Raw genomic sequence first — 24,970 nt, forward strand, 5'->3', positions numbered from 1 at the left:
CAACATGTTGTAAATGATCGGTACGAATTCGAGCGGTTATGGCACCGAATTACCGACTTGGTCTACGAATTCGAAACAATGACACAGCGATTCTTGCCGCGTCGAATCGCGACCCAATGACTCAATTTTAGCGGGAAACGATCAGGTGCCGGTTTTTGGGGGCGCGGACGCCACAGTGCTGCCAGCCCAGGCGAGGTTGTCGCTGAGTTGCGCAAGGATACTGACAGCGTCCTTCAATGGCGCCTTGCCGCTTTCGAATTGCAAAAGCAGCAGAAGGTCTGTCGCCTTCTCAAACTCGCCCGGAATCCAATCTGCATCCGGGTCTATTTCGTCGCCGGATTCCAACCGCTCCGCAAAATCCTCGACAACTTCCTGACAGCTTTGGAGGAAGGCGGCAGGTTCCATGTCGGATGCTTCGCGCAGATCTTCATAGATACTGGCAACAGCGGCCAGCCAATCTTCGAGGATTGGATTGTTCAACGGAGGCAGAGTCGAGCTAAGGCTGGCCTCGATGACCGAACCATCCGCTTTGGGCTGTTCGTTTTCACTCGCCTCGGGGTCTTGATGCTTGGCCAGATAGGGAAGGAAATGATCCGCCAGGTCCTTTCGTGCCGCTTCAAGATCCTCAAGGCGGTGCTTTGATGCGATGCGCAAGACCTGCTCGGCCAGGTTCTGGCCGCCACAAGATTCCCAAAGGTCAAAATCAGGCTCTGGTTCCTGTGACATGGCACGTACTGCGACAGGCGTACCAATGGGAACCACGGCGTGGAACATCCCGGTCTTTTCTTTGTCCAGGCGCTTAACCACCCGGTCCAACGCGGTTTCATCCGGCAAAAGATCCGCATGTGTGACTGCGAGAAGACTGCTATCACGCAGCTTCTGCGGAACCTGCCGCCATAAATGGCGTTCAGTCTCGCGCCACGCATTTGTTCCGTTGGAACACCAGATCGCGCAGTCGACGTATTCAAGCAGCGAAAGCGTTTGCTTGTATGTGTCGTCCAAGGCGCCCGAACCGGGCAGATCAAACAAAGAAACATCCTGCAGGGCAGGGGTGTTCAGGCCGACCGAAATGAAATCTGGCTCATCCGCCGCCGCTTTTTCCAAAGCAATACCGGAATAGGTTTTCGGTTCCCTGTCCCACCAACCGACCGTTGTTTCCGGCGCGTCGGCGTAGGCGACAATGACCAAAGGCAGCTTCAGATGTTGTGGCCCGGTCGGCAGGATATCGGCGCCTGCCAACATATTGGCCAAACTGGATTTCCCCGCTCCGAATTCTCCGGCGAAACCGATCGCAACCGCATTGGACAGCCGTTCGGCATGCGCCAGCGCCCTCGTACGCAAATCATCCAGTTCTGGTGAGGACGGCATTTTTTCCGTCGCTGTCAGAAACCGTTCGAGTTGTCGCACATCCTGCTCGGTTCCGGGAAATTCAATCATTCTGCAGCCTCAGCCTGTACCGTCTCTGCGCGAACAGGCCCCAGCACCACGCTCAGCTCATCCGCAATGCGTCGTGCCCGGTCTACGGCTTGCTGCGCCTCGGTGCGCGCATTGCTTCCACCCGATCCGACACGATGTTCCAAATGTCCGGCCAAAAGCGCCAAATAGTGATCAACAACTGTCTGCATTCGTTCTAGCAGGTCACTGCGGGCGGTGTCGATCAGATCATCGCCAATCATCTCAAATTCCTGCACGATCATCCGTTCTGCCCGGTTCACAACGCTGCGGCGTGAAATCAACCGTGACAGCCACGTAACCCGCAACTCAACAGTAATGCCCCGGGTCAGCGCCGTTGTGTCCGGTCGGAACCAGCGGACAGCGCTGGTGTTCATGCGATTGTCCATGGGCTCACGCCAACCGGGCAGGGCGCGCAGGGCCGCGTTGCTTTGCATGTCGACCGCATAGAGTTCGCTGAGCATTCGTTGACGGATGACCTGTGTCGCGCCCTGAACCAGCTCTCGCATCCGATCGCGCAAAGGCGTGAAATTAAGCTCTGTTTCGCCGTCGCGGGTCAAAAGTGGGGACTGCCCGTCCGGGCCACGCACAACAAGCGAGACCGCCTCGGCCACTGTGTCGTCCATGACGCCCCGCAGATTGGCCAGCACCTCATCCATATCCTTTGTGATGGCTTCGGATTTTTCGGCAATCAGCGCCCGAAGATCCGTCAGGGTTTTGTTGCTTTCGTCGGAAGCGCCAACGTCGGGACCTTCCTGATCATCCAGCGCCCGTAGTCTGGCGGTGCTGCGCTCGAGCTCGCCTTGCGCAAAGCTGTTGAGATGTTGCCAGGACATCCTCAGTTGTTCGTTGCGCGGACCGTTTGTCAGGGCCTGCGTCACGTGGCGACGCAGGTCCGGCAAGCCCGATGCGATCATCGCGGCAAAGCGCAGTATGGCCTCGCGACTGATAGGGCCGGGACCTTGTTTGATTTCTTCAACCCCGGACAGATACTGTTTCATCTGTTCCGGATGCGCGCGCAGCCAAGCCAGAATCTGGTCGTGATCAACGCCGGTTTCGTCCCCGGTCAAGGCGTAATGCGCCCATTGCGCGCTGCCCATCAAAACGTCGATATCCGAGTTGCCCAGAGCCTTTTCCAGACCATCCACGACGTCGGCACGCACTTTCCCTGCGTCGTCCGCACCGCCCCCCAACTCGTCGACGCGGTTTATGAAGACCACGATTTGTCCCAACTCCAATGCCTGCATCAAGCGGAATAGTTTCAGATCAGCGCGGGACAAGGCCTGATGCGCTGACAATACCACCACGAAGAAATCGGATTCCTTGAGGTACTGGCGCGAGATTTCCTCGCGAATCAGCAGCGGATCGTTGACGCCGGGCGTATCTGTTACCGTGATCGGGTAGGGGAAATGGCCAATGTCAAAATAGACCTCGGCCTTGCGGGTGATGTCGCTGTAAAGACCGCGATCCGAACCCGGATCCTGTTCGTCTTCGTCCGTCGGATCGTCGCCAGCGCAGACATAGCGGGCCAGGTCGTCCGAGTTCAGCTCCTCCAGATCGTGATGCTGACCCAACAGTTGCTCATAGCTTTCACCCAGACGCAAACGTGCGCGGGTTTTCATCGCCTCGACCTGCTCCTCGATCATCTCGCGCTTATAGCTGTCCTCGTCATCGGGGAACATATTGCGCAGCTCTTCGCCTTCTGCGATCAGCGCCTGCCATTGGCGATTGTCAAAGAAATGAAACCCGGCCCCGGCTGTACGCCCGGATGGATGACCGAAATGCATATCCGTAATCACGGTCGTCCAGGGGTTCACATCTGACGGAAGGTATTCGGCCTGACCGGTAAACCCATTGATCAGGCGCGATTTTCCTGCCTTGATCTGCCCGACAAAGGCGATCGATGGCTTAAGATTGGTCAAATCGTCAACGATGCGTGAGATGAAATGACGCGTTTCGTCATTGCTCACCTCATTCATATCTTCCGCAATTCGAATAAGCTCGTGGCGGTTCAGTTCACTCATTATACTACCCTGACAACTCGTTTCTTACGTTAAACTCTCAAAAATGGACTATGTTAGGCGGGATCGCGGTCATTCGGCGGCGTCTTTCAAGGACTTCCAAAGGTTGACAACAGCGCCCAGTTTGCGGGCGTCGTGAATTGCGCCGGCAGTATGCGCGCCGTCGCGAACCAAGGCCAACGCCGACCCTTGGCCGCCCGAGGGGCGCATTACAATCAACTGGGGCAACGCGGTGTCGCTGTCATTCACCCAACCGGCAAGGTCGCGGGTAAACCGCTGTAAGAGATCATGACTTGGATGCGCCGCTTGCTCGGGCGCGCACAAGTCGTCAGACTTCAAAGCACTGCTATCGGAGTCATTAACCAAAAACCGCCCAAGCGTGAAACGGTCTGCACCGTCGTAAAAGCTCAGTGCTGCGCCGGTTTGGTCGACTTGTTCAGGCGCGGGTTCCTCGGAGGCCTTTGGCACGATCGCCATGCGCGGTTCATCTGCCAACTCAATCTGTGCACACGCGCTTTCGACCTCAGAAAAGGTCAACCCGACGTCATCCGCTTGTACAGCCGCATCCGGCCTTAACGAGGCCAGTTTCAATGGCCCGGGTGCGATTGCAATGTCCGACAAGATGCGCGCCAGTTTCACGGTCAGATCATCCCGGGTTTCCGTTTCGAAGTCGGGCAGGGGGTCTGTGTCACACTCAAAAACGTCTGTGATCCGTGAACTGCTGACCTCAATCGCCAATCGAGCGTCGTTTGCCGCAACAAACTCTAACCTGCGCGGAAGAATTGTTTTTCGGATGGCGGTGAGAACCTGGTCGCGGCGGGCCTGTGCGGTTTCGCCGTTCAGGTAAATTGCCGGAGACAAGCGCGCGACTGACGAGCGCCCTATATCTTCAAGCATCTCCAGTATTTCCGTGTCCATCATGCCGTGACCCCCTCTGGTCCCGTCTAAACTGCCGCCGCAACGGCCCCCAAACTTAGATGCGATTTGGTCAGGGCCAATCCGACGTTGGCGCTGTTGCGGCAGATGTAGCAAACTACGTGATCAGGATATTCCTGGGTCCGCAGAAAGATGTGCAGCCGGTCACCGGAAAACACCGCGATTTCCCCAAACCCCGGATGATCCGTTTCTTCTACGCCGGATGAGCGCAACAACTCCTCGAACGCTTTGACCCCTCGACCTTGGAACAGGTTTGCCACGGCAATTGCGAGATTCTCTAAAACCTCTGTGTCCTCCGGATCGTCAGAGTGAACCCCCAAAAGCATCCCAGTTTCCATATCAACATACCCGGCTGCCAGGCAGTCGGGTATGGTCTCAATAGCCGAAATCAAAGCACTTTCGATCGACATCTGCCTTCCTTTTCGTCAACCGCTTAATCGGGTTGGCTTTACGCGATTCCGTCTACAGCACATGCCGTTCCACTGTAACAGTGTCATGTTCTTTCGGAACTGGGTTAAGCGCAGCGTCAGGGTCGCCTTCGCTGTGTTCCAGCGCAATCTGATCGAACTCGGCCAAAAATGCAGCAAAGGCGTTTTTCAAACCGACCGTATCTTCGGGTAGCGGTTCACTTGCAACCAACTCTTGCCACATCGACAACGCGCTCAGCGGTGCGGTGCTTCCATCGGCCTGCAGCAAATGCTCTGACGTCGGTGCCGGTTCTTCATCGTCGGCTTCCGACGTGTCCGGCCCGATCGAGACGACACTGACCTCGGCCAATGCGTTGGAATCCGGCTCTGGTTCGTAATCGTCGTCTTTGCTTTTGGTTTGCTCGGCCAACAGGGCTGTAATTGATGAAATCGACTGTTCGATGTCCTGCTCGGGCTTTTCTGCGTCCTCCGGTTTGGAGTCCTCTTCATCCTGACCAATGACGATCAATTCAGGTTCTTCCGCGTCATCCTCGTCGTCGTCTGAAAACTCGAACTCATCAGCGTCCAGGATGGGGTTCGCCAAAGCGCGCAGATCGAGGGGATCATCTGCGGTGTCGCGGAAGAAAGCGCGCAGTTCCTCTTTCGAGTTTTCTTCTTCTTCCTGCACCATCTCGGCCCGCATACGATCCGCTTCGTTCGCATCAATGCGCGCGCGCTCGGTATCGTCAGACTTGCGTTCCACACGCGCCGGGCGCACCGGAAAGCTGGTAACGACGTCCACTTCGGTATGAGCGGCTTCGTCCACCGAATCCACCAGCTTAAGCGGTGCGGGTTCTGCCCTGGTTTCGGAGGGTCTGGGCGGACGCACTGGCCGCACCCTGGGTTGGCCGGATTGAGACTTGTCGATCTGATACCGCGCCAGTTGGTCGGCGCGAGAATCCATGATCTGCTCTGTGATCTCAAGGAAACTGTCGACCATCTTCCCGCCTCCGCTGCGTGACCACAGTTCAGCATCGCCGGTTTTGTCGCGGGCGACAATCGCATCGCGAGCAGAGAAAAGGATGGTTCGATTGAACAGGTGACCGGCTTCGCGGTTCACGCGTCGCAGTACTTTCTGACGGTCCTTTTGCCCCAATGCATCAGCACGTGTGATCAACAGCAGGGACTTGTCCTGCAGGCGTTCCGGCAAAGACACCCACGTTGCACGCTCGGTTTCGCGCCAAGCCTGGGTTGAATGGGTGCACCACAAAACGCCATTTGCCTGACCGACGGCGCGTTGCCACACATCGGTTGAGATTTTGGGGTCGGAAATCCCGGGTGTGTCGATCAGGTCGACGGCTTCAAGAATATCGGCCTCCAAAAAGATGCGGACAAATTGCGCGTCATTGACGCCGACCGAGTCCAGATCGTCCAGTTCGATGTTTTGCGTGCTCCCGTCATGGCGCTTGACGTAAGCTGGTCGCTTACCCCAACTGAACCAGACTGGCGGCAATTGCGTTGCCGTCACTTGCGTGGGCAAGGCTTGCGTTCGCAAAAGAAAGTTCATCAGTGTCGATTTACCGGCACTGAATTCTCCCATCAGCGCAAACACAGGTTTGCGACGGGACCACTGCTCGATGCGGTTCCATGCTGTGGGAGAGACGAAGCGGGGTTGTATATTTTTTACCATAACTCTTCTTATGCTGCTTCGTTACTAAGGTCTTTGAGGATGTCGCCCAGAATGTCGTCACGCGACTTCTGTGGCTGCATTCCGGCCATGAGCGCCGCGTTGCTTGCCGCTTCACGATCCCCTGACTTAGAGATGTTCAGCAGAGTTTCTTTTTGCTCAGCCAGAAAGTCAGCCATTCCGGCGCGTACGTTTTCAAGCACCGCAGCAACCTGGTTTTCCTCGATGTCCTTGGTGATTGAATTCGCCTCGGACGCGATCAGGCGGGTGTAATCAGAAGCATAGGCTTCAAAACCTTTGCGCTTTTGCCACCAGCGACGCCACCACGTGCTTTGAAGGTCCAATGCAATGGTGCGACCAATGCCAAGAGGTGGCGGAACGCGCGGAACAATCGGGGCCTCGATGTTGAATTCGCCCAAGTGGTTGCCAAGCAACTTGTGATACAACTGCCCGATGTCGGCAGCGGCGGCGGAATAAAGCGCGCCAGCTTCCTTGCGCATGGACCGGCCAAAACTGAAGTAGGCCGCTTTTTGCAACGTGCGAAGGCCAGCGGGATCATACTGCCACGTTCCCTGCTCGCCATTTTCTTCGATATGTGAAATCAGCGAATCCGTTGCCCGTTTTACAAAATTTGCCTCGGCCGACGCCAAACGTTCCAGAACTTTGTCACGCAGATTGGTGGTCAACTCGGCGACTTTCTTTTCATACTCCGCCGTGACCGTGTCGATGGCCTCTTCCGGCGCGACACCGTCAAGGTCACGCACGACGCCTTCGTTGCCGGACAGTGTCTTGGCAACCGATGTAGCGCGGATCTGACTTGCGATGTTGCGTGCACGATGACGTACGCGATCCAGCAGCCGTGTCCCTGCCCCTTCGGCTATGCGCTCGTTCATGGCAAGCAAAAGATCAGGCAGTCCTGACAAGGCCCAGATCTTGTCCAGCGACGCTGCTTGATCCCCAAACCCGGCGGCCAGGTAGAACGTGTTCAACGCCTCCCGAGACTCTTCGGTCAAAATATCGGGGTTGCCGGTCAATGCGGCTTCGGCCCACTGGGCGCTGCCGAAAACGATGCTGGTTTCGGTGTCGATGCTGTTCTGTTTGAGCGTATCCTGAATCCGGTCGCGGATTTCGGGTACCTGGTTCACCGGGTCCGAAAGTTCGTCGATGCGATTGACGAACAAGATGATCTGGCGGTTTTCGAACTGCGCAATGATCCGCATCAGCGCCATATCCATTGTCGTCAATGCCTGGCTTGCCGCCAGAACAACAATGCAGACCTCGGACCCACGCAAGCTGCGCAATGTGATCTGCTCGCGCACCATGAAGGTATCGTTTACTCCCGGGGTGTCACACAGCTTCAAGGAGATTGGATATTGCGGGATATCCATGTAAAGTTCGGCCGATTTTGTGACATCCGCGAACCGACCTGTCTTGGGATTGATATCCGGATCGTCATCATCACCCAGACAGACATATCGTTGAACCAGTTCTTCATCGAAATAGTCGTATTGGTGGCTTTGCCCGAGAATAAGATCGAAATGTTTGCCGAGGCGTTCCTCGGATTTGGCCTTCATCTCACCGATTTGACGCCGGATGTCGTCCATCTCGTCGTCGGCTCCTGCCCGATTGGCAAGTTCGCCCAAGCGACCGCCCCCAACCATGAGGTTGTCCCATTCTTCCTGTTCGAAGAAGGTGAACTTGGATCGGGTGTCGCCTTCGGTCCGCGTATTAATATTCAACGTGGTAACGACGGACGTCCAAGGGTTTACGTCCGAGGGGAGCAGGTTCGGCCGACCCGCCAAAATATTCACGATGGAAGACTTGCCGGCCTTCACCTGCCCCACTAGCGTCACGCTTGCGGTGAAGTTTTCCATCCGTGTTTTCAGTGTCGCCAGTCGGGCGGAGGAGCGCGCATCAGCCACCTCTGTCAGTTGGTCGATCTGCGTCGTAAGCGAGGTCATTGCCTCTGTCATGGGTGACAGGGCCTCGTTTCCTACAGACAAAAGGTGGTCGTTTCGCGCCATAGTTCAGCCTCCGGTGCCTGTCGCGGCAATGTGGTTGTTTGTGCCGTTCGAAGGCAGACCCGCCAACATGTCGATCCGCGCAATCAGGTCCAGTGCGTTTCCGAGAATCGCGGCCTCTGTCCTGGGCGAGATCGACTCATAAGCAAGAGAATCGGCCAGAATTTCGATCGAGCGGAAGTGTTCGCCATTTTCCAGGGACGCGACCCGGCGACCCGTCGGAAAATCCTGGGATTTGTGCTGGGGCAAAGGCATCCGTGCGTTGGCAAGCAGGTAACGATTGCCAGAGTGCGTTTTCAAGGCGATGCCGAAACCGGTGCCAGGGTGCTGGCTGTTGAGAGTTTTCAGTTCGCCGATAAAGCTGTCACGTGCAAGGCCAACGGCGTCTTGCTCGGAAGCAGTAGAGTGTAATTGATCGGTCACGGTAGAGACCCTTATTCTGGAGTTGAGCAGGAACTGGTAAGGTGCCTCGCGGCGAAAAAAGACTCATTAACTCCCGCCGCACATCAATGATGATCACCGCGGTGTTAGTTTGACGCGAATGAGATATTTTGGCGTTTGAATTGTGGCGCAATTAAGACGACACCTCACAGTAAAGTCGCAACTTATACGTGTTGCCTTTCTGACTATGCTGGTTGTTAGGTAAGATGGGCGTTGTTTGACGAGCCCGGTTTTGGGGTTTGGAGATTTTGCGAAACCATCCAAGTTTCCTATGTAAAATATTGTAAAATAATGAAATTTTGTAAAAGAGTTGCATGAGCTTTTGCGCCACCTAATACGCCGTAGCCTTGCGGGTCGCTGATACTGCGGCTCGCGTATCTTCGGAAATGAAGCGGAGTGCTATAACTTACTCAACGTATGCGGGCTTTTTGGGCGAAGTCTTAACACTGTGCAGGATTTGGAAACTGACTGTTCTGAAAGCGTAAATCTTATGCCTTGAATTGGTGGCTTTTTGACACAAGCCGCGCCGTCCCAATCAGAACTTGGGTGCCCTGAGTGCCCGGTAAGCGATTGCTGAATTTGAGAGCGGTGAGCCTCGCATACAGCACCAGCGAATGTTGTGCTCAATTGATTTCAAGAGTTTCCGTTTGGTCGCAATTTTTCCGCTCGCACTTACTCTCAAGCTTTGCTATGCACCGCGCCAAGCTGGTGCACGGCATCAGGTTGCGGGTGTGGCGAAATTGGTAGACGCACCAGATTTAGGTTCTGGCGCCGCAAGGCGTGGGGGTTCAAGTCCCTCCACCCGCACCATTTCATGAAAAATGTATCTGAAAATCAAAATATTAACGTTTCGCGTGCGCTTCAGTCCCATTTTTAGACCAACTATGTTTCTTTGATTGATACCCCGAAAAATGCCAATAACTATCGCGCGCCCTGCCCTAATTCACACCTTCGTCTAAAGCTAACGCTTTCTTTGTTGGGGTCTTTCGGCGTGAATCCGGACCTTCAGGTTTACGTCGGGAACGACGGATTTGTCCGCATTGGAGACACTGGCGCTCTGAGGTCTGATCCTCGGAAAATTTTGGCCTATGTAACCCTCATCACTGACCGACCCGTTGAATTAGTCCAGCCGAGCCCAACTCGGACCGCATCATGTTTTTTGTGGATCACCCGAATCTGGCGGCTGCGCGGCATTGCGCCAGTCTTTGTCGGGTTGGGATTGCGACCTGTCAGAATCGCGCATTTTCGGGTACGCAATCTATCAGGTAGGCACCCAACGTTTCATTCTGCTCTGAGGTATTGCCATGACCTTTTTACGCACTCCAACTGACTATCACGCCGCACTCCGTGAGGTTGAATATCTCTGGGGGGCAGAGCCTGACACAGACGAATGCCGCAAACTTGATCAGTACCTTGCAGCGGTAGAGTGGTACGAGGAAAGTAACGCTCAAGCAAAACAACCCGTTTCTGCCTGACCCTCTGTGTCCTTCGACGCCGCTTGCTGATTTGGGAGGACGAGTGTGAATAGGAATTTTCCGATTATTGCGGCGGTTATTGTCGTGGTCGCCTTGGGTTTGTCTGCCTTTAGGTCCGGGGATGACGACGTGGGCGTTGAAGGGACGGCACCGGCTGCTGCGACTGACTAAGCGGTGTATACGAGCCCGTGAGCGCGATGCAGGGCGCAGCACAGGGATAGGAGACGTCCGAACTCCGTTGTCGTGCTTGACTGACCTATTTGAAGCCTCTGCGGTGAATTACGGGATATGCGCGAATGTCAAACGCGGTTGTTTGCGGATGTGTCTCTCTCAATGATTGGCAAAGCCCGGTTTCAACTCCGCCTTTAAAACGGAGGCTGCGCGGGCGTTCACCGTCATTGCGGCTGTACTGCCAAAATCGTTGGCTACTTGTTTGAGCGACGGGAACAACGACAATATCTCTTTCCGTTGTGGGCTGGGCAGCGCACTGACTGAGAGTTCCTCTAGGAAAAAGCTCTCGGTTAACGCGCCGTTTGACCTTACGATGTGGTGACGGTCAAACATGAAGTGAGTGTACGTTATCTTCTCCTGCTCTCTAATGTTTATCCCTGGCAGCCCGCACAAGTGCTTTGCCGCGACAAGGATGTGGGATTCCCCGAACAGCAATTCAGCTTTCGGAGATTCTATCAATACGCGATGTTGTTGAGAAAGGACGAGGTCAGCGTCGTTTCCGAGGGCGCCTTTCTCTATGATAACTGGGGCGTTTGCTCCATACCCTCTAACTTCAGTTGTTCCGATCCAGCGAAAAAGCTGCAGGCCAGCGTCTTTTGTCCAAACCATTTCACCTGGAACTAAGTTCTGAACCGGGATTACGCCAGAAACGGCTTCAATAAGCGTTCCTTCACCAAAACAAGGAATGAAATCTGTATTTGGAGTAGTGCCGTTATTCGAGCCACTGACTTTGACTTACGGCGTGCCATCTACAAGTGGTGCAGAAGTCCCGTAACCCCAAATGTCCGAAAAATTACCATCCTGAGAGAACACATAGATTGTGATTTCGGACCCACCCGGATTGCCCTCATCGTCGAGAGCACGGACGTTTATCAGCGACTCCGCTTCGACCTCTGTTCCGTTCGCGACAGTGCCCCCTCCGTCTGTGATGACATGGTTTTCAGGGTCATCGTCGTTAAACACGTTTTCCTCGAATGTGCCATCTAGTGTGACGGTGGTTCCGGTCCCGGCAGAATATTCGTAAACTGTCCGGTTAGGCGTGTCAGAGTTATTGATAATTGGGCCGCCTACGATTGACCCATTGGTGCTAGAAGAAATTAGTAGGCTCAGGCTATCCTTAGCACAGAAACTGCGAAGAACCATCGAAATTCAACGAACTGATACACAAAATGGCTCAGCCGTTTGTAGCTGAGCCCTCTTGCAGTCGACAGTCGATGGTTTAGGTGCGGTTTTCAAGCTGTACGTTGGTATGTTCGCTCAACCTTGCGTATTTCCGCCGCTTCAGCGCTGCCACCTTGCGACAACCTTCCTTGCAATACTTGGTGTCTAAGCGGCTCCTGCCGTTCCCTGTCCAGGCAGCGATAGACTTCCCGAGCTTCCTTTTCTCTCCGGACACCCGGAGCCATTATCTCTCCAAGTTTTCAGTCTAACATTGCCGTCTGCCCTGCCTCGTTTCTTGGCAAAGAAGATATCATATTACCTCGAACTAAGCTAGAATATGCGTGGACAAAAAGGGAACTAACGGGGTACATCTTGGTGCTCGAACTGATTTTCGTTGGGCGCATATTTGCCGCTTTTGGGCATCGATGGAATTTTAACTACCATTGCATTCCTAACGAGGTAGTATCACGCTTTCTCAGTGAACCGGATTTGAAAATGGCTCAGTATTCTCAGACTGAATCAGAGTTTGTCGCGATACCCGTAGACGTTTTCGGCACACGAACCGGCGTGTATTTTTTGCTCAGAACACCTGGACGCCGAAAGTTCAAAGTTCGACTTGCGGAACAAGCCGCCAACTTAGCAACACGCCCTTCCTGGCTGAAGAGGCAAAGCAAGCGCGGTGCAAAGGCTGCACCGCAGTTGGACGAGTTTGTCTTCAAATAAGGGAGGCGCAGCTGCCCGACACGAACCACCTGATTGCCCGGAACAACAATAGGAGCTGGCTGCGGGCGCAGAAGCCAGACCCATTCCGTGCTTCGAGGGGGTGAGTGTATCTCTGATTCAAAAGTACCTATTTGGGGGCTTGTCCGCTATTGGGGGACTCCTTTGTGTCGCAAAATAGAGCGAAACGCGTTGTTTCCCAATTTGGAACGGTAAGTTTCACAATGAATCGTGGACACGATTTTGCCGTAATGCGACGCTCGACGCGTCGGCGGCATGTCTTGATTTTAGAACGTTCTGGTTTTTTCAACTGAATTTGAGGGGGTTACTTAGTTCGGCGTGTCGCCCCACGAAACCCTGAAAAGATGAATGAAAGAGCGGATTACGTTCTTAGGATGTCGCTCGGCGGCATGAGATTCCATGTGCCAGCCGAAATTGGAACACTTCGTGGAGCTATTAAGGTCGCGCGGCGCGCCATTATGGGATTAGCGATTTCACGAGGGGGTACGAGTTCGGCGCGTCGTACCTTAATTCTCTACGACCCAAGTGTTGAGCTGCGGCATGTGTGGCGAAATGGCCGTTTCATGTTCTTGAAGCTTTGCGTAACTGATTGCGCTCGATGGTTGGTGAGCAGATGAAAATCGGTGAAAGAGTAACTGGCGCTTATTGTTTCACGGCTCTCCTCATCTCGTGTTCTTCTCGGCTTCGCATACCATGCTTGTACGTCGGATTTGCCTTGCCGGGGCCGTGACCACCGCCTGCACCGCGCATGCGACAGACATTCCAGCCTTTCACTGCAGGATTTTGCGAGGAATCCCAGTGCGTTTTAACTTAGCCGTGCATCGCGGCGCTACGTGCGCCTTTTGCATTGGGTTGTTGTCACTTTTTTCATTCGCCAGGCCGACCACCTTGCAGGTGCGACGCTCTGATGTGCCTAGCTTCTGGCGAGCGTGAATGACGGCCTGACGAAGTTGGCTCGTCGTCAGGCCCTCGGTTTTAGGTAGTTCAGACTTTCTTTGAGGATCAGCTCATCCAGTTCCAGTGCGGCCACGATCTTCCTCAGCTGGGCATTTTCTTTCTCCTGGCTGCGCAACTCCGACAGTTGCGACTTGACCATGCCACCAAATTGACGCCGCCAATTGTAGTAGGTCGCATCGCTGACACCGACACCAAGACAGGCCGTTCGAACATCGTAGCCATCTGCCAGCTTCAATTTAATCTCACACAGAAGCTTCAGAATGTCTTCGTCCGAGTGTCGCTTCCGAGCCATCCCTTGTTCCCCCTTCTCGGCCAAAGTAGTGGCCCAATTTTAAGGGGCAAAGACAGGCGAAACTAAGCAACCCGAAGAAACGGCCGAAGCCAAAGCCGAACGCGCGGCAGAACGTCAGGATGCAATGTCAAGGCGACGGCAAATGCGCGCGCGACGGCAATCGTCTGTCTAGCGGCACTCGCTCGTCTTCAGCGGCACCCAAACTGGCCCGCACCATGCATCAGGCGCTGTAGCGGGCCAAAAACATGTCCACGGCATGAGTTGCAACTTCGTCGATTTCCTGAGGCGTGAAGGTATCCTGAATACCCAGCACGGCCTTGTTCCAGATCTTGACCTTGCACAGCTCTGAAAACTGCGCCGCCGCGATCTGGACGTCATCGATTACGAGATCGCCCTTCACAACGGCTTTTTCGAGATACGCTGCCAACTGACACTGACCGTTTTTCGGCCCCGCCTCATAAAAGGATCGGCCAAGTTCCGGAAACCGGTCCCGTTCGGCGACGCAGACACGAAACACTTGCAGTGAGAATTCAGAGACCAGAAACCCAGCCAACTGAGTTGCGGTAATCATCAAAACCTCGCGCAGCGGCTTGGTCTCGTCAATCATCGAGATGATGCGCTCTGCCATAAGGTTGCACTCGGTCTGTGCGACTTCGACAAACAGCAACCGCTTGTCGGGAAAATAGCTGTACAGCGTCGCCTTCGAGACCCCGGCCGTTCGGGCTATGTCGTCAACACTTGCGCCTTCGAACCCATCCGCCATAAACACCTCTCGCGCGCCCCGCAGAACCTGATCAAATTTTCGGCCCGTGCGGAGAATGGCGGCAGCTTGGGTCATGTTTTTTTCCTAAAAGCGTGTGATGAACAGACATTATAAACCGGTCGGTTCAGATTCAAGGATTCTCGGCCCGTCGGTGACAAAAGTCCGAACAGCCACAGGAAGGTAAGGAACATCGACGCTGCATCTTGCAGCGTTTAAAATCCGTGATACCACTTGGCCTATGGTCGATATCTTTCTGCGGACACTGCCTTTTTTTGCGATCATCGGCCTTGGCTACTGGGCCGGGCGCACTCGTTTTTTTACTGAACAGGCCACCGCATATCTGACAAAATTCGTCTTTTTCTTCGCCCTGTCCGCGATGCTGTTTCGGTTCGCAGCCACCCTGCCCTTCGACGAAATATTCAATGGCCGGCTCGTGCTGGGGTATCTTCTGGGCACCCTTATCGTTTATGCCCTTGCGTCCTTGGTTGCCCGGGTTCGACGGCTTGATATTCCCACTGCCGCCGTCGAGGCGCAATGCGCCGCTATCGGCAACGTTGGCTTCTTGGGCCTGCCCATGCTCGCTGTGTTGTTTACGCAGGCCGCCATTGGACCTGTAATGCTGGTACTTACCGTCGATCTGGTCGTTTTCTCGTCTTTGATCGTCATCCTAATAAACGGTGGACGCGATGGGCGCTTGACGGTCGGAACCTTTCGAATGATTGGTTTGGGGCTGGTAAAAAACCCGATGATCGTGTCGATTTCCGCCGGGTTGATCTGGTCGGCTCTGCAAATTCCCGTCCCGGATCCGCTGAACGACTTTCTGACCATTCTGGGCGGCGCGGCAACCCCAGGCGCGCTGTTTGCAATCGGCGCATCCCTTGCAAGCAAATCTGCCGAACGGGTCCAGATCGCGGCTTGGCTTAGCTTCTGCAAACTGGTGTTGCACCCGCTGTGCGTTGCGATCGTGCTGATTTGGATTATCCCGGTCGCCGCCTTTCCGGCCTCGGTCGCCATTGCCGCCGCTGCCTTGCCGGTTGCCGGCAACGTGTACATTTTGGCCGCGCATTACAATGTTGCGCCGCATCGGGCCTCAGCCGCGATCCTACTGTCTACGATGGCCAGTATTCTGACGGTGCCATTTGTCATCGCATGGGTCAGCGGCCCATAGATCCAAACGAAAAAACATGCGCCTCGCTGGGCATTGGTCTTTACGCATGCCAAATGGATCGTTAGCGAGTGTCGGGACGCAAATGAAGGACATAGATAGATGGAAACCCTTTCAGAAAACGCCTGTTTCGGTGGGGTACAGGGTGTCTACCGCCACACCTCAAGCAGCTGCCAATGCGACATGACATTCGGTCTGTTCCTGCCGGCCGAGGCCAAGGATGGCCCGGTCCCGATCCTTTGGTATTTGTCCGGCCTGACCTGCACGCACGAAAATGCGATGGTCAAAGCAGGCGCGCAATCATGGGCGGCTGAACAGGGCATTGCGGTTGTTTTTCCAGACACCTCACCGCGCGGCGAAGGCGTTGCAGACCATGAAGACTATGATCTGGGACAAGGGGCCGGGTTCTACGTGAATGCCACCCAAACGCCATGGGCCCCACACTTCAATATGTGGGACTACGTGGCCGAGGAGCTGCCAGCGCTGTTGGCTCAAAATTTCTCTGTCGACATGAACAGGCAGGCCATCGCGGGGCATTCGATGGGCGGGCATGGCGCACTTACACTGGCAATGAACCTGCCGGGCCGGTTCCGCTCGGTTTCGGCTTTTGCGCCGATTTCAAATCCGACCGGCGCGGATTGGGGCCGCAAGCAATTGAAGGCTTACTTGGGTGACGATGAGGCGCTGTGGGCAAAGCACGACGCCTCGCTTCTGATGGCGGAAAAAGGGTTTGATGGCCCGATCCTGATCGACACCGGCACAAGCGACCAGTTTATTGACCTGTTGCGACCGGAAACGCTGGCACAGGCCATTGCATCGCAGCGTCAGCAGGCGACGTTCCGGCTGCAACCGGGCTATGATCACTCATATTTCTTTGTCTCAACGTTCATGGAAGACCATATAACCTTCCACGCCGAAGCGCTTTACAGGGACTAAGGCATGAGCAAATTCGACTACGACCTGATCATAATTGGCTCTGGCCCGTCGGGGCGTTCGGCCGCGATACAAGCCGGCAAGTTAAAGCGGCGGGTCTTGGTCATCGACCGCAAAGACCGGCTTGGCGGGGTTTCTGTCCACACGGGCACGATACCGTCCAAGACGCTGCGCGAAACCGTTCTGAACCTGTCTGGTTGGAGGGAACGCAGCTTTTACGGGCGGTCTTACCGCGTAAAGGACCAAATCCGCGCCGAGGATTTGAAAGCGCGGCTGCATATGACATTGGACCATGAAGTCGACGTGCTTGAGCACCAGTTCAATCGCAACCATGTGGAAACCTTGAATGGCTTGGCCCGGTTTGTCGGGCCGCACGAGGTTGAGGTTGCAACGGATGCGGGTGAGACAACGCGACTGACCGCGGCCAAGTTTCTGATTGCGACCGGCACCAAAACGTATCGCCCCGACTACGTGCCATTCAACGGTAAGACCATTGTCGATGGCGATGGATTTCTGGAGATGGCTGAGATCCCACGATCCCTGTGCGTGATCGGCGCAGGCGTGATCGGTGTCGAATACGCCACGATGTTCGCCGCTTTGGATGTGCGCGTGACGTTGATCGAACCCCGCGATACCTTTCTCGACTTCATCGACAGCCGCCTGATCCATGATTTCACGCATCAAATCCGCGAAAACGGCGTCGATTTGCGCCTTGGGTCCGCAGTTGAAAAAATCGAAGACGCAGGCGGCCATGTCGAGATCACGATGGAGAACGGACGACATGTCCGGGCAGAGATGCTGTTGTTCGCGGCAGGTCGGATGGGTGCGACCTCGGCGTTGAATCTGGATGCTGTCGGATTGAAAACCGACCACCGGCAGCGGATCGACGTGGACCGCAAGACCTATCAGACGGCGGTGCCGCATATCTATGCCACCGGCGACGTGATCGGGCACCCATCGCTGGCGTCAACGTCGTTGCAACAAGGACGGGTCGCGGCGTGCCACGCGCTGGAAACCCCGACGTTGCCCGAAAGCCCTTGGTATCCATACGGCATCTATTCGGTCCCCGAAATCTCGACCTGCGGCATGTCCGAAGAAGAATTGCAGGAACGCGGTATCCCCTACGAAGTCGGCGTGGCGCGGTTTCGCGAAACTTCGCGCGGGCATATCATGGGACTGGAACATGGGATGCTGAAAATGCTGTTCTCGCTGAAGACCCGCCGGGTTTTGGGCGTGCAGATCGTAGGCGAAGGCGCGACTGAGTTGATCCACATTGCACAGGCCGTTCTCAACCTGAAAGGCACGGTGGACTACTTCGTGCAGAACACGTTCAACTATCCGACGCTGGCCGAGGCGTATAAGATCGCAGGTCTGGACGCCTTCAACCGCATGCCAATTCCGGATGAATTCAAAGTGCGCAAAAAGGCTGACGAACCGTCCAAGCCAAAGGCACAAAAATCGTGACGACGCTTTTCGTGGATGGGGATGCATGCCCTGTCAAAGCCGAAGCCGAACGGGTGGCGACCCGCCACAAAGTCCCAATGGCCCTGGTGTCAAACGGCGGGCTACGCCCTTCCAGCAACCCGCTGGTTCAGATTGTCATTGTCGCAGAAGGCGCGGATGAGGCGGACAAATGGATTGCGGAACGATGCAGTCCAAAGGATGTGGTCATCACGTCCGACATTCCTCTGGCCGCGAAATGCGTAGAAGCCGGCGCGCGTGTGCTGCGCCCGAATGGCGAGGCGATGACTGCTGCAAATATCGGTCAGCAGCTTGCCATGCGCGACCTCATGGCAGATTTGCGCGCAGCCAATCCGCTGGGCGCTGGCGGGGGCGGCAAACCGTTCGGGAAAGCCGACCGATCGCGATTTCTGGATGCGCTGGAACGCGAAATCCGAGCCGCATTGAAGGCATAAACCCCGAGCCGCCCAAGTCGGGTAGGTCAGACAGCATGTCCGGTTTGGCTTGAAACTTATGACAGAGATTGGTTCTGTCACCGCATCAGGATTTCAGAATACAGGACCATATCATGCCCGTCGAAGCCGTTGTTTTTGATATCGGAAATGTTCTGATCGAGTGGCAGCCCGAACGCTATTATGATCAGGTCATCGGAGAAGAACGGCGCCGGGCGATGTTTTCCGAGGTCGACCTGCACGGTATGAATGACTTGGTCGACCAGGGACATCATTTTACCGACACGATCTACGACTGGGCCGAGAAATACCCCGAATGGCGCGACGAGATACGGATGTGGCACGACAATTGGATCGAGTTGGCAGCCCCTGAAATTCCCCATTCCGTACGCCTGCTCCGTGCGTTGCGCGGAAACGGTGTTCCGGTCTTTGCTTTGACCAATTTCGGGGTGCAAAACTTTGCCTACGCCACAACCGTCTACCCATTTCTGAACGAGTTTGACCGGCAATATGTATCCGGACGGATGAAAGCAGTCAAACCCCACCAGCCCATTTACCAGATGGTCGAGGCCGATTGCGGGCTAGAGCCTTCAATGCTTTTGTTTGCGGATGATCGAGTTGAGAACTTGGAAGCGGCACGTTCGCGCGGATGGCAAACGCATCATTTCACTGGCCCAGAAGGCTGGGCAGATCGACTGGTTGCCGAGGGTTTGTTGTCGAAAAAGGAAGCGCAATGAACGTCCTTCAGATACCGTTTGACGAAGGTGAAGCCAATCTCGACTGGTTGGAACTGACCCGCGCTTTTGAAGAGGGCCACAAACGCCCTGTCGCCGAGATCGAAGACACCTTTCTCTATCGCGGGGATGACACGCTGTTGTCACGATGTGCCTGGGTAGACGGTTTGGGTATTGCCGTAAAGTCGGCAACGATTTTTCCCGGCAACGCACAGATCGAGCGGCCCGTCATAGATGGAACCGTAAGTCTTTTTGACGGTTCTGACGGGCGTTTATCCGCAGTGGTCGACTTCTTTCTGGTCACGAAGTGGAAGACCGCCGGTGACAGCCTGCTGGGAGCCCTGAAGCTGGCCGACCCCAACAGCCGCAACGTGTTGATCGTCGGCGCGGGGCCCGTGGCGCATTCATTGTGCGAGGCTTTTTCTGTCGGTTTCCCCAACGCCACGCTACGCCTTTGGAACAGAACGGCTTCAAAGGCCGAGGCTCTGGCCAAGTCGCTTGAAACCGTAGACGTCGAATATTCGCTGCCAGATGCGGTCAACCGGGCCGACATCATTGTAACAGCAACCATGAGTTCTGAGCCGTTTTTGAAAGGAGAGTGGCTGCGCCCCGGGCAACACGTGAATCTTGTTGGCGCCTATCGGCCGGACATGCGCGAGGCAGACGATGCTGCATTACAAACGGGCCCGATCTATTTGGACTGCTTTGCCACGACAGCGGACCATATCGGTGAGATCAAAACGCCTACTGCCAATGGTGCAATCAAGCGGGAAAACTTGGTGGCCGATTTTTACGATCTGGACAAATTCAAACCGGATCCGACCGCTGTTACCATTTTCAAGAACGGCGGCGGTGCGCATCTGGACTTGATGACCAGCCATTACATTGTCCGGAAATTCCGCCGGTAATCAGGCTGCAACCGGCGATGCAGGCCGGTTCTCGCGGATTGGAAGGTGGACGATGGCGCTGAAAGCTCCGATAGCAACGCCGATCCACCAAACCGTGGTGTAATCTCCGTACTGGTCATACATACGACCACCCAACCACACGCCCAGGAAACTGCCGATCTGATGGCTCAGGAAGATGATGCCATACAGCGTGCCCATGTAGCGCAAACCATACAGGTGCGCCACCAGCCCCGAGGTCAATGGCACGGTCGCTAACCAAAGCGAGCCCATCACCAGTGAAAACACGATGACCGACATTGGTGTTATCGGGAAAATGATGAACAGGGCCGCCGCAATTGTTCGACCGGTGTAGATTGTCGCCAACAGGTATTTCTTGGGAAAATGATTACCCGCCCATCCGGCAAGCAACGTGCCCCCGATATTGGCCAGACCAATCAACGAAATCGACACGGCACCCAGCGCCGACGTTGTGGTTATGCCGATGGAGTGCAGCACCCCGCCCGGTTGGATCGGACCGCACATTTCGGTCACGAACGCGGGGAAATGGGCCGTGACAAACCCGAGCTGATAACCGCAACTGAAAAAGCCCAGGAAAATCAGCGCATAAGATGGGTCGCGCAAGGCCTTTCCAAGAATTTGTCCCATGCTTTCCTGCAACTCGGCCTTGCTGATGGCCTGCGGTGCACGCATGAAAGGCAGCGTCAGAACCAACGCCAAAATCGCCACTGCGAAGACGATAAAGACCTGTTGCCAAGGCAGGAAACTCAACAACCATTCTGCAGTTGGTGCACCGATAACCTGTCCAAAACTTCCCGCCGCCGTGACGATGGCCAAAGACATCGAGCGGTTTTCGTCCGACGACGCACGTCCCACAACCGCCAAGACCACTCCGAAGCCAGTACCTGCGATACCAAATCCGACCAGCCATGCGTACATTTGGTGACCAAACGGCGTCACGGACCAAGCGGACAGGACCATGCCAGCGGCGTATGTAATCGCGCCCAATACAATCGCTCTTCGATCACCAACTTTCTCGGCGATGGCCGCAAAAATCGGCTGTCCGATGCCCCAAGCCAGGTTCTGAATAGCGATGGCCATCGAGAAATCTGTGCGAAGCCAACCGAATTCCTCGGCAATCGGGATCTGGAAGACACCAAAGGATGCCCGCACCGCAAAGCTTACGGTTATTATGATACAGCCGACGATCAATATCGGATTCAGCAGGCGTGCAGAGTGTTGCATCGGGTCCTCGGGGATCAGGCAGACTGCACGTTACCGTGTTTCCGCGCTTGGTCAATTCAGGAGTTTTGACCTGCGGGATAAGTAAAATTGATGCATGCAACAAAAGCTTGCTTTTCAATGCGCAAACTGGGCGCTATGGCTCAGCTATGACGGATCTGACTTCGATTTATGAGGCCCGTATCGCGGATGACTCGCTGACCCGCGATCCCGCGCAAGAGGCTGTTTTACCTCATTTCGACCGCATTCATACAGAATTGGCGAAACCGGTAAAAAGGAGTTTGTTCCGCAAGGCACCTCCGCCACCAAAAGGTCTGTACCTGTGGGGCGGTGTAGGGCGCGGCAAGTCCATGCTGATGGATATGTTCGTAGATACGCTGGGCGACATTCCTGCACGGCGTGTCCACTTTCATGCCTTCATGCAGGAAATCCACGCAGGTCTACACAAGGCGCGCGAGGACGGTGTCGAAGACGCTTTGGCACCGGTCGCCGAAATAGTTGTGAAATCCGTTCGAATACTGGCCTTTGACGAGATGCAGATCACCGACATTACGGATGCGATGATCGTGGGACGCCTGTTTGACATGCTGCATGCCGGGGGTGTGGTGGTCGTGACGACGTCGAACCGGCACCCTGACGACCTTTACAAGGACGGGTTGAACCGCCAGTTGTTCCTTCCTTTCATCCAGCACATCAAGGACCAACTGCAAGTGTGGGAGATGGTATCGCCCACCGATTACCGTCAGAACAGGCTGGAGGGGTCGCCGGTCTATTTCTCTCCGATAGGGCCAGAGGCGCGGGCGAAGATCCGAGCCGTTTGGGATGATCTGTCCGGTGGACCGGCTGAGCCGCTGGTGCTGCATGTCAAAGGGCGGGAAGTCACATTACCGGCGTTCCGCAACGGCGTGGCCCGCGCATCGTTCTACGATCTGTGTGGCCGCATGTTGGGCCCCGGCGACTATCTGGCGGTCGCTGAAGCGCTGAAAGTGTTGGTTCTGGAAGATATTCCAAGACTGTCGCGGAACAACTTCAACGAGGCCAAACGCTTTGTCACTCTGATTGACGCGTTGTACGAGGCCAGGGTCCGCCTGATCTGTTCGGCTGCTGCCGAGCCTGAGATGCTTTACGTCGAGGGCGAAGGAACCTTTGAGTTCGAGCGCACGGCCTCTCGACTGCGGGAAATGCAGGACAAGTATTGGGGCAAATAGAGTTTTGACGATTGGGCGGACTTAATTCTGTCCAACGGAAAGGCGTCAGCCGTTTTCGCGCAGGATGTTGCCTGCCAAATAAAGCGAGCCGCAAATCAGGACGCGTGCTTGAGGGTCTTTATCGATGATCGCGTGCAACGCCCCTGCAACACTGTCTGCCGTCGCAGCTGGCAGATTGACACGTGCCGCTGCCGCGGCGGTGTCTTCGGCAGGAAGTGTGTTTTTCTCGCCGGGAATTGTCACGGCCGTCAGGCTGTCGGCCTGTTTCGCTAGAGGACCCAGATAGCCTGTTACGTCTTTGGTGTTGAGCATTCCGCAGATCATATGCGTCGGCTTCTTGGGCAGCGTCGACAATAGGTCGGCCAGCGCAACGCCCGCGGCCGCATTGTGTCCACCATCCAGCCAAAGCTCGGCCTCAGGCGCTTGCTCGACCAGCGGTCCGGTCTTCAACCGCTGCATCCTTGCGGGCCAATCAGCCTTGGTGACCGCGGCCTCATACGCCGCGTCGCCAAGGTTTAGATGGCGCAACACGGCCAACGCGGCGCCTGCATTCAAAATCTGATGCGCCCCCAACAGGTTCGGCAGGGGAAGATCGCGCAAACCCGTTTCGTCCTGATACACCAGACGGCCGTTTTCCTTGTGCACATGCCAATGATGGCCATGTACCATCAACGGTGCGCCGAGACGTGCGGCCGTGTACTCGATGACCTCCAGAGCCTCATCTTCCTGCGGGCCGACGATGCAAGGAACGCCAGGCTTTATAATGCCAGCCTTTTCGGCCGCGATCTTGCCCAGCGTGTCCCCGAGAAACTGCTCATGGTCGATGGAAACCGGAGTAATCACCGTGACCGCAGGCTGTTCGACGACATTGGTCGCATCTAAACGCCCACCCAATCCAACCTCAAGCAAGGTGTAATCTGCACGCGTTCTTGCAAAAGCAAGCAGTGCTGCGCAGGTGGTGATCTCAAAGTAGGTGATGTCCTCGCCACCGTTGGCGGCGTAACATTCGTCCAAGACGGCGGTCAGCTCCGCCTCGGAGATCAGCGAACCTGCCAGTCGGATACGCTCATGAAACCGCGCCAGATGCGGGGACGTGTATGCATGGGCCGTCAAACCCACACCCTCCAACCCCGCGCGGATCATCGCCTGGGTGGACCCTTTGCCGTTTGTTCCGGCGATGTGAATAACCGGCGGCAATTTGGTCTGCGGGTTGTCCAAGGCGGCCAGCAAGCGCCAAACACGATCCAGGGTCAGATCTATGATCTTGGGGTGCAGCGCCATCATCCGGTCAAGGATGACGTCCGACGACTCGGCAGTCATTTTCCGTTCGACCCTTCATCCGGTGCCGGGTCCGCTTCGGGTTCGGGTGCCGGAAGGTCCCCTTTCACCGCTGGTGGTTGGTTCATCAGCATCCGTGTGATGGTAATCAACTCCTCGCGCATGTCCGTGCGCTTCGTGACCCGGTCCAGCATTCCGTGATCCAACAGATATTCAGCGCGTTGAAAGCCCTCTGGCAGCTTTTCACGGATTGTCTGTTCAATAACGCGGGGCCCGGCGAAACAAATCAGCGCATTTGGTTCAGAAATATGAACGTCGCCCAACATCGCGTAGGACGCCGTCACACCACCGGTTGTCGGATGGGTCAGAACCACGATGTAGGGCAGTTGCGCCTCTTTCAACATCTCCACGGCTACGGTTGTGCGGGGCATCTGCATGAGGCTCAGAATCCCCTCCTGCATGCGCGCGCCACCCGCAGCCGAAAACAGGATCAGGGGGCGTTTGAGTTTCACGGCCTCCTGCGCGGCGGCAATGATGGCATTGCCGACATACATGCCCATCGAGCCACCCATGAACGAGAAATCTTGTGCAGCCGCAACTATCGGCGTCCGGCCGATTTCGCCGGTGACAACCAGCATCGCTTCTTTCTCGCCGGTTTTCTTTTGCGCGGCCTTCATGCGATCTGGGTATTTTTTCTGATCCCGGAATTGCAGCGGGTCGTCATTCGGGGCCGGAACCGCTACTTCGGTGAAGATACCCCCGTCAAACAAATGCCTGAACCTGTCGCGCGGAGTGATCGCCATGTGGTGGCCACATTGGGTGCACACGTTTTGGTTTTCCGCAAGTTCCCGGTGAAACAGCATTGTTCCGCATTCATCGCATTTGTGCCATAGGTTTTCCGGCACTTCCCGGCGCGAGAAGATCGAGTTTATCCGGGGGCGGACGTAGTTTGTGATCCAGTTCATGTCGGAACCCTGATGATGCGGTGTTGACGTCAAATAAGGCGA

Annotated in this window: 23 protein-coding genes and 1 tRNA gene; 10 read left to right on the forward strand and 14 right to left on the reverse strand. The window is 55.6% G+C overall.

Features of this window, described 5'->3' with window-relative positions:
• Nucleotides 1-141 precede the first annotated feature (141 nt).
• The 7 genes from RA28_RS08590 to RA28_RS08620 form a co-directional block, all read right to left on the reverse strand.
• Nucleotides 142-1,437 (reverse strand): dynamin family protein, encoded by a 1,296-nt coding sequence (locus RA28_RS08590; protein WP_039526752.1) that lies wholly within the window; start codon nucleotides 1,435-1,437, stop codon nucleotides 142-144.
• Nucleotides 1,434-3,476, reverse strand: coding sequence for a dynamin family protein (locus RA28_RS08595; protein WP_039526754.1), 2,043 nt, complete (start codon nucleotides 3,474-3,476; stop codon nucleotides 1,434-1,436). Before RA28_RS08595 ends, RA28_RS08590 begins: the two co-directional genes overlap by 4 nt.
• 69 nt (nucleotides 3,477-3,545) lie before the next feature.
• The gene (locus RA28_RS08600) at nucleotides 3,546-4,394 is read right to left on the reverse strand and encodes a hypothetical protein (RefSeq protein ID WP_039526758.1); all 849 of its coding nucleotides are present in this window, start codon (nucleotides 4,392-4,394) and stop codon (nucleotides 3,546-3,548) included.
• 23 nt (nucleotides 4,395-4,417) lie between these two features.
• The gene (locus tag RA28_RS08605; protein WP_039526761.1) at nucleotides 4,418-4,819 is read right to left on the reverse strand and encodes a hypothetical protein; all 402 of its coding nucleotides are present in this window, start codon (nucleotides 4,817-4,819) and stop codon (nucleotides 4,418-4,420) included.
• 52 nt (nucleotides 4,820-4,871) lie between these two features.
• Entirely contained in the window at nucleotides 4,872-6,506 is a 1,635-nt protein-coding gene (locus RA28_RS08610) for a dynamin family protein (protein ID WP_052261378.1), read from the reverse strand.
• Between the two features lie 8 nt (nucleotides 6,507-6,514).
• The gene (locus RA28_RS08615) at nucleotides 6,515-8,527 is read right to left on the reverse strand and encodes a dynamin family protein (protein WP_039526766.1); all 2,013 of its coding nucleotides are present in this window, start codon (nucleotides 8,525-8,527) and stop codon (nucleotides 6,515-6,517) included.
• Nucleotides 8,528-8,530: 3 nt separating this feature from the next.
• Nucleotides 8,531-8,947 (reverse strand): hypothetical protein, encoded by a 417-nt coding sequence (locus RA28_RS08620; RefSeq protein ID WP_039526769.1) that lies wholly within the window; start codon nucleotides 8,945-8,947, stop codon nucleotides 8,531-8,533.
• Between the two features lie 743 nt (nucleotides 8,948-9,690).
• On the opposite strand from RA28_RS08620, the gene RA28_RS08625 reads away from it, so the two are divergent.
• Nucleotides 9,691-9,775: transfer RNA gene (locus RA28_RS08625), tRNA-Leu, on the forward strand.
• Nucleotides 9,776-10,485: 710 nt separating this feature from the next.
• Nucleotides 10,486-10,611: a hypothetical protein gene (locus RA28_RS23045; protein ID WP_275041371.1), complete on the forward strand. Its 126-nt coding sequence runs from the start codon at nucleotides 10,486-10,488 to the stop codon at nucleotides 10,609-10,611.
• 159 nt (nucleotides 10,612-10,770) lie between these two features.
• On the opposite strand, the gene RA28_RS08630 is transcribed toward RA28_RS23045, so the two are convergent.
• On the reverse strand, nucleotides 10,771-11,358 hold the full coding sequence (locus tag RA28_RS08630; protein WP_082029782.1) for a Hint domain-containing protein: 588 nt from the start codon (nucleotides 11,356-11,358) through the stop codon (nucleotides 10,771-10,773).
• 48 nt (nucleotides 11,359-11,406) lie between these two features.
• Entirely contained in the window at nucleotides 11,407-11,634 is a 228-nt protein-coding gene (locus RA28_RS22660; protein WP_152612045.1) for a hypothetical protein, read from the reverse strand.
• A 570-nt stretch (nucleotides 11,635-12,204) separates the two neighbouring features.
• Between RA28_RS22660 and RA28_RS22665 the strand changes: the two genes are divergently transcribed.
• Complete coding sequence (locus RA28_RS22665) at nucleotides 12,205-12,555, forward strand: hypothetical protein (RefSeq protein WP_152612046.1); 351 nt, start codon at nucleotides 12,205-12,207, stop codon at nucleotides 12,553-12,555.
• Between the two features lie 979 nt (nucleotides 12,556-13,534).
• Here the strand turns inward: RA28_RS22665 and RA28_RS08645 are convergent.
• Nucleotides 13,535-13,822 (reverse strand): transposase, encoded by a 288-nt coding sequence (locus RA28_RS08645; protein WP_039526779.1) that lies wholly within the window; start codon nucleotides 13,820-13,822, stop codon nucleotides 13,535-13,537.
• 220 nt (nucleotides 13,823-14,042) lie between these two features.
• The gene (locus tag RA28_RS08650; protein WP_039526783.1) at nucleotides 14,043-14,660 is read right to left on the reverse strand and encodes a TetR/AcrR family transcriptional regulator; all 618 of its coding nucleotides are present in this window, start codon (nucleotides 14,658-14,660) and stop codon (nucleotides 14,043-14,045) included.
• 163 nt (nucleotides 14,661-14,823) lie between these two features.
• Between RA28_RS08650 and RA28_RS08655 the strand changes: the two genes are divergently transcribed.
• The 6 genes from RA28_RS08655 (at nucleotide 14,824) to RA28_RS08680 (ending at nucleotide 20,238) form a co-directional block, all read left to right on the forward strand.
• Nucleotides 14,824-15,753: an AEC family transporter gene (locus tag RA28_RS08655; RefSeq protein WP_039526786.1), complete on the forward strand. Its 930-nt coding sequence runs from the start codon at nucleotides 14,824-14,826 to the stop codon at nucleotides 15,751-15,753.
• A 99-nt stretch (nucleotides 15,754-15,852) separates the two neighbouring features.
• Nucleotides 15,853-16,686: an S-formylglutathione hydrolase gene (fghA, locus tag RA28_RS08660; RefSeq protein WP_039526789.1), complete on the forward strand. Its 834-nt coding sequence runs from the start codon at nucleotides 15,853-15,855 to the stop codon at nucleotides 16,684-16,686.
• Nucleotides 16,687-16,689: 3 nt separating this feature from the next.
• Nucleotides 16,690-18,147, forward strand: coding sequence for a Si-specific NAD(P)(+) transhydrogenase (gene sthA, locus RA28_RS08665; RefSeq protein ID WP_039526792.1), 1,458 nt, complete (start codon nucleotides 16,690-16,692; stop codon nucleotides 18,145-18,147).
• A complete protein-coding gene (locus RA28_RS08670) occupies nucleotides 18,144-18,599 on the forward strand; it encodes a YaiI/YqxD family protein (protein WP_039526795.1) in 456 nt (151 codons plus the stop codon). Before sthA ends, RA28_RS08670 begins: the two co-directional genes overlap by 4 nt.
• A gap of 113 nt (nucleotides 18,600-18,712) precedes the next feature.
• A complete protein-coding gene (locus tag RA28_RS08675; RefSeq protein WP_039527748.1) occupies nucleotides 18,713-19,333 on the forward strand; it encodes an HAD family hydrolase in 621 nt (206 codons plus the stop codon).
• Nucleotides 19,330-20,238, forward strand: coding sequence for an ornithine cyclodeaminase family protein (locus tag RA28_RS08680; protein WP_039526798.1), 909 nt, complete (start codon nucleotides 19,330-19,332; stop codon nucleotides 20,236-20,238). The genes RA28_RS08675 and RA28_RS08680 overlap by 4 nt, the downstream gene beginning before the upstream one ends.
• Here the strand turns inward: RA28_RS08680 and RA28_RS08685 are convergent, their stop codons facing one another.
• Entirely contained in the window at nucleotides 20,239-21,480 is a 1,242-nt protein-coding gene (locus tag RA28_RS08685) for an MFS transporter (RefSeq protein ID WP_039526801.1), read from the reverse strand. It abuts the gene before it with no gap.
• Nucleotides 21,481-21,626: 146 nt separating this feature from the next.
• On the opposite strand from RA28_RS08685, the gene zapE reads away from it, so the two are divergent.
• Complete coding sequence (gene zapE, locus RA28_RS08690) at nucleotides 21,627-22,685, forward strand: cell division protein ZapE (RefSeq protein ID WP_039526803.1); 1,059 nt, start codon at nucleotides 21,627-21,629, stop codon at nucleotides 22,683-22,685.
• 45 nt (nucleotides 22,686-22,730) lie between these two features.
• On the opposite strand, the gene RA28_RS08695 is transcribed toward zapE, so the two are convergent.
• Complete coding sequence (locus RA28_RS08695; RefSeq protein WP_039526805.1) at nucleotides 22,731-24,005, reverse strand: bifunctional folylpolyglutamate synthase/dihydrofolate synthase; 1,275 nt, start codon at nucleotides 24,003-24,005, stop codon at nucleotides 22,731-22,733.
• Entirely contained in the window at nucleotides 24,002-24,928 is a 927-nt protein-coding gene (gene accD, locus RA28_RS08700) for an acetyl-CoA carboxylase, carboxyltransferase subunit beta (RefSeq protein WP_039526808.1), read from the reverse strand. The genes RA28_RS08695 and accD overlap by 4 nt, the downstream gene beginning before the upstream one ends.
• Between the last annotated feature and the right edge of the window lie 42 nt (nucleotides 24,929-24,970).

The organism is Ruegeria sp. ANG-S4 (assembly GCF_000814005.1).
Taxonomy (GTDB): domain Bacteria; phylum Pseudomonadota; class Alphaproteobacteria; order Rhodobacterales; family Rhodobacteraceae; genus Ruegeria.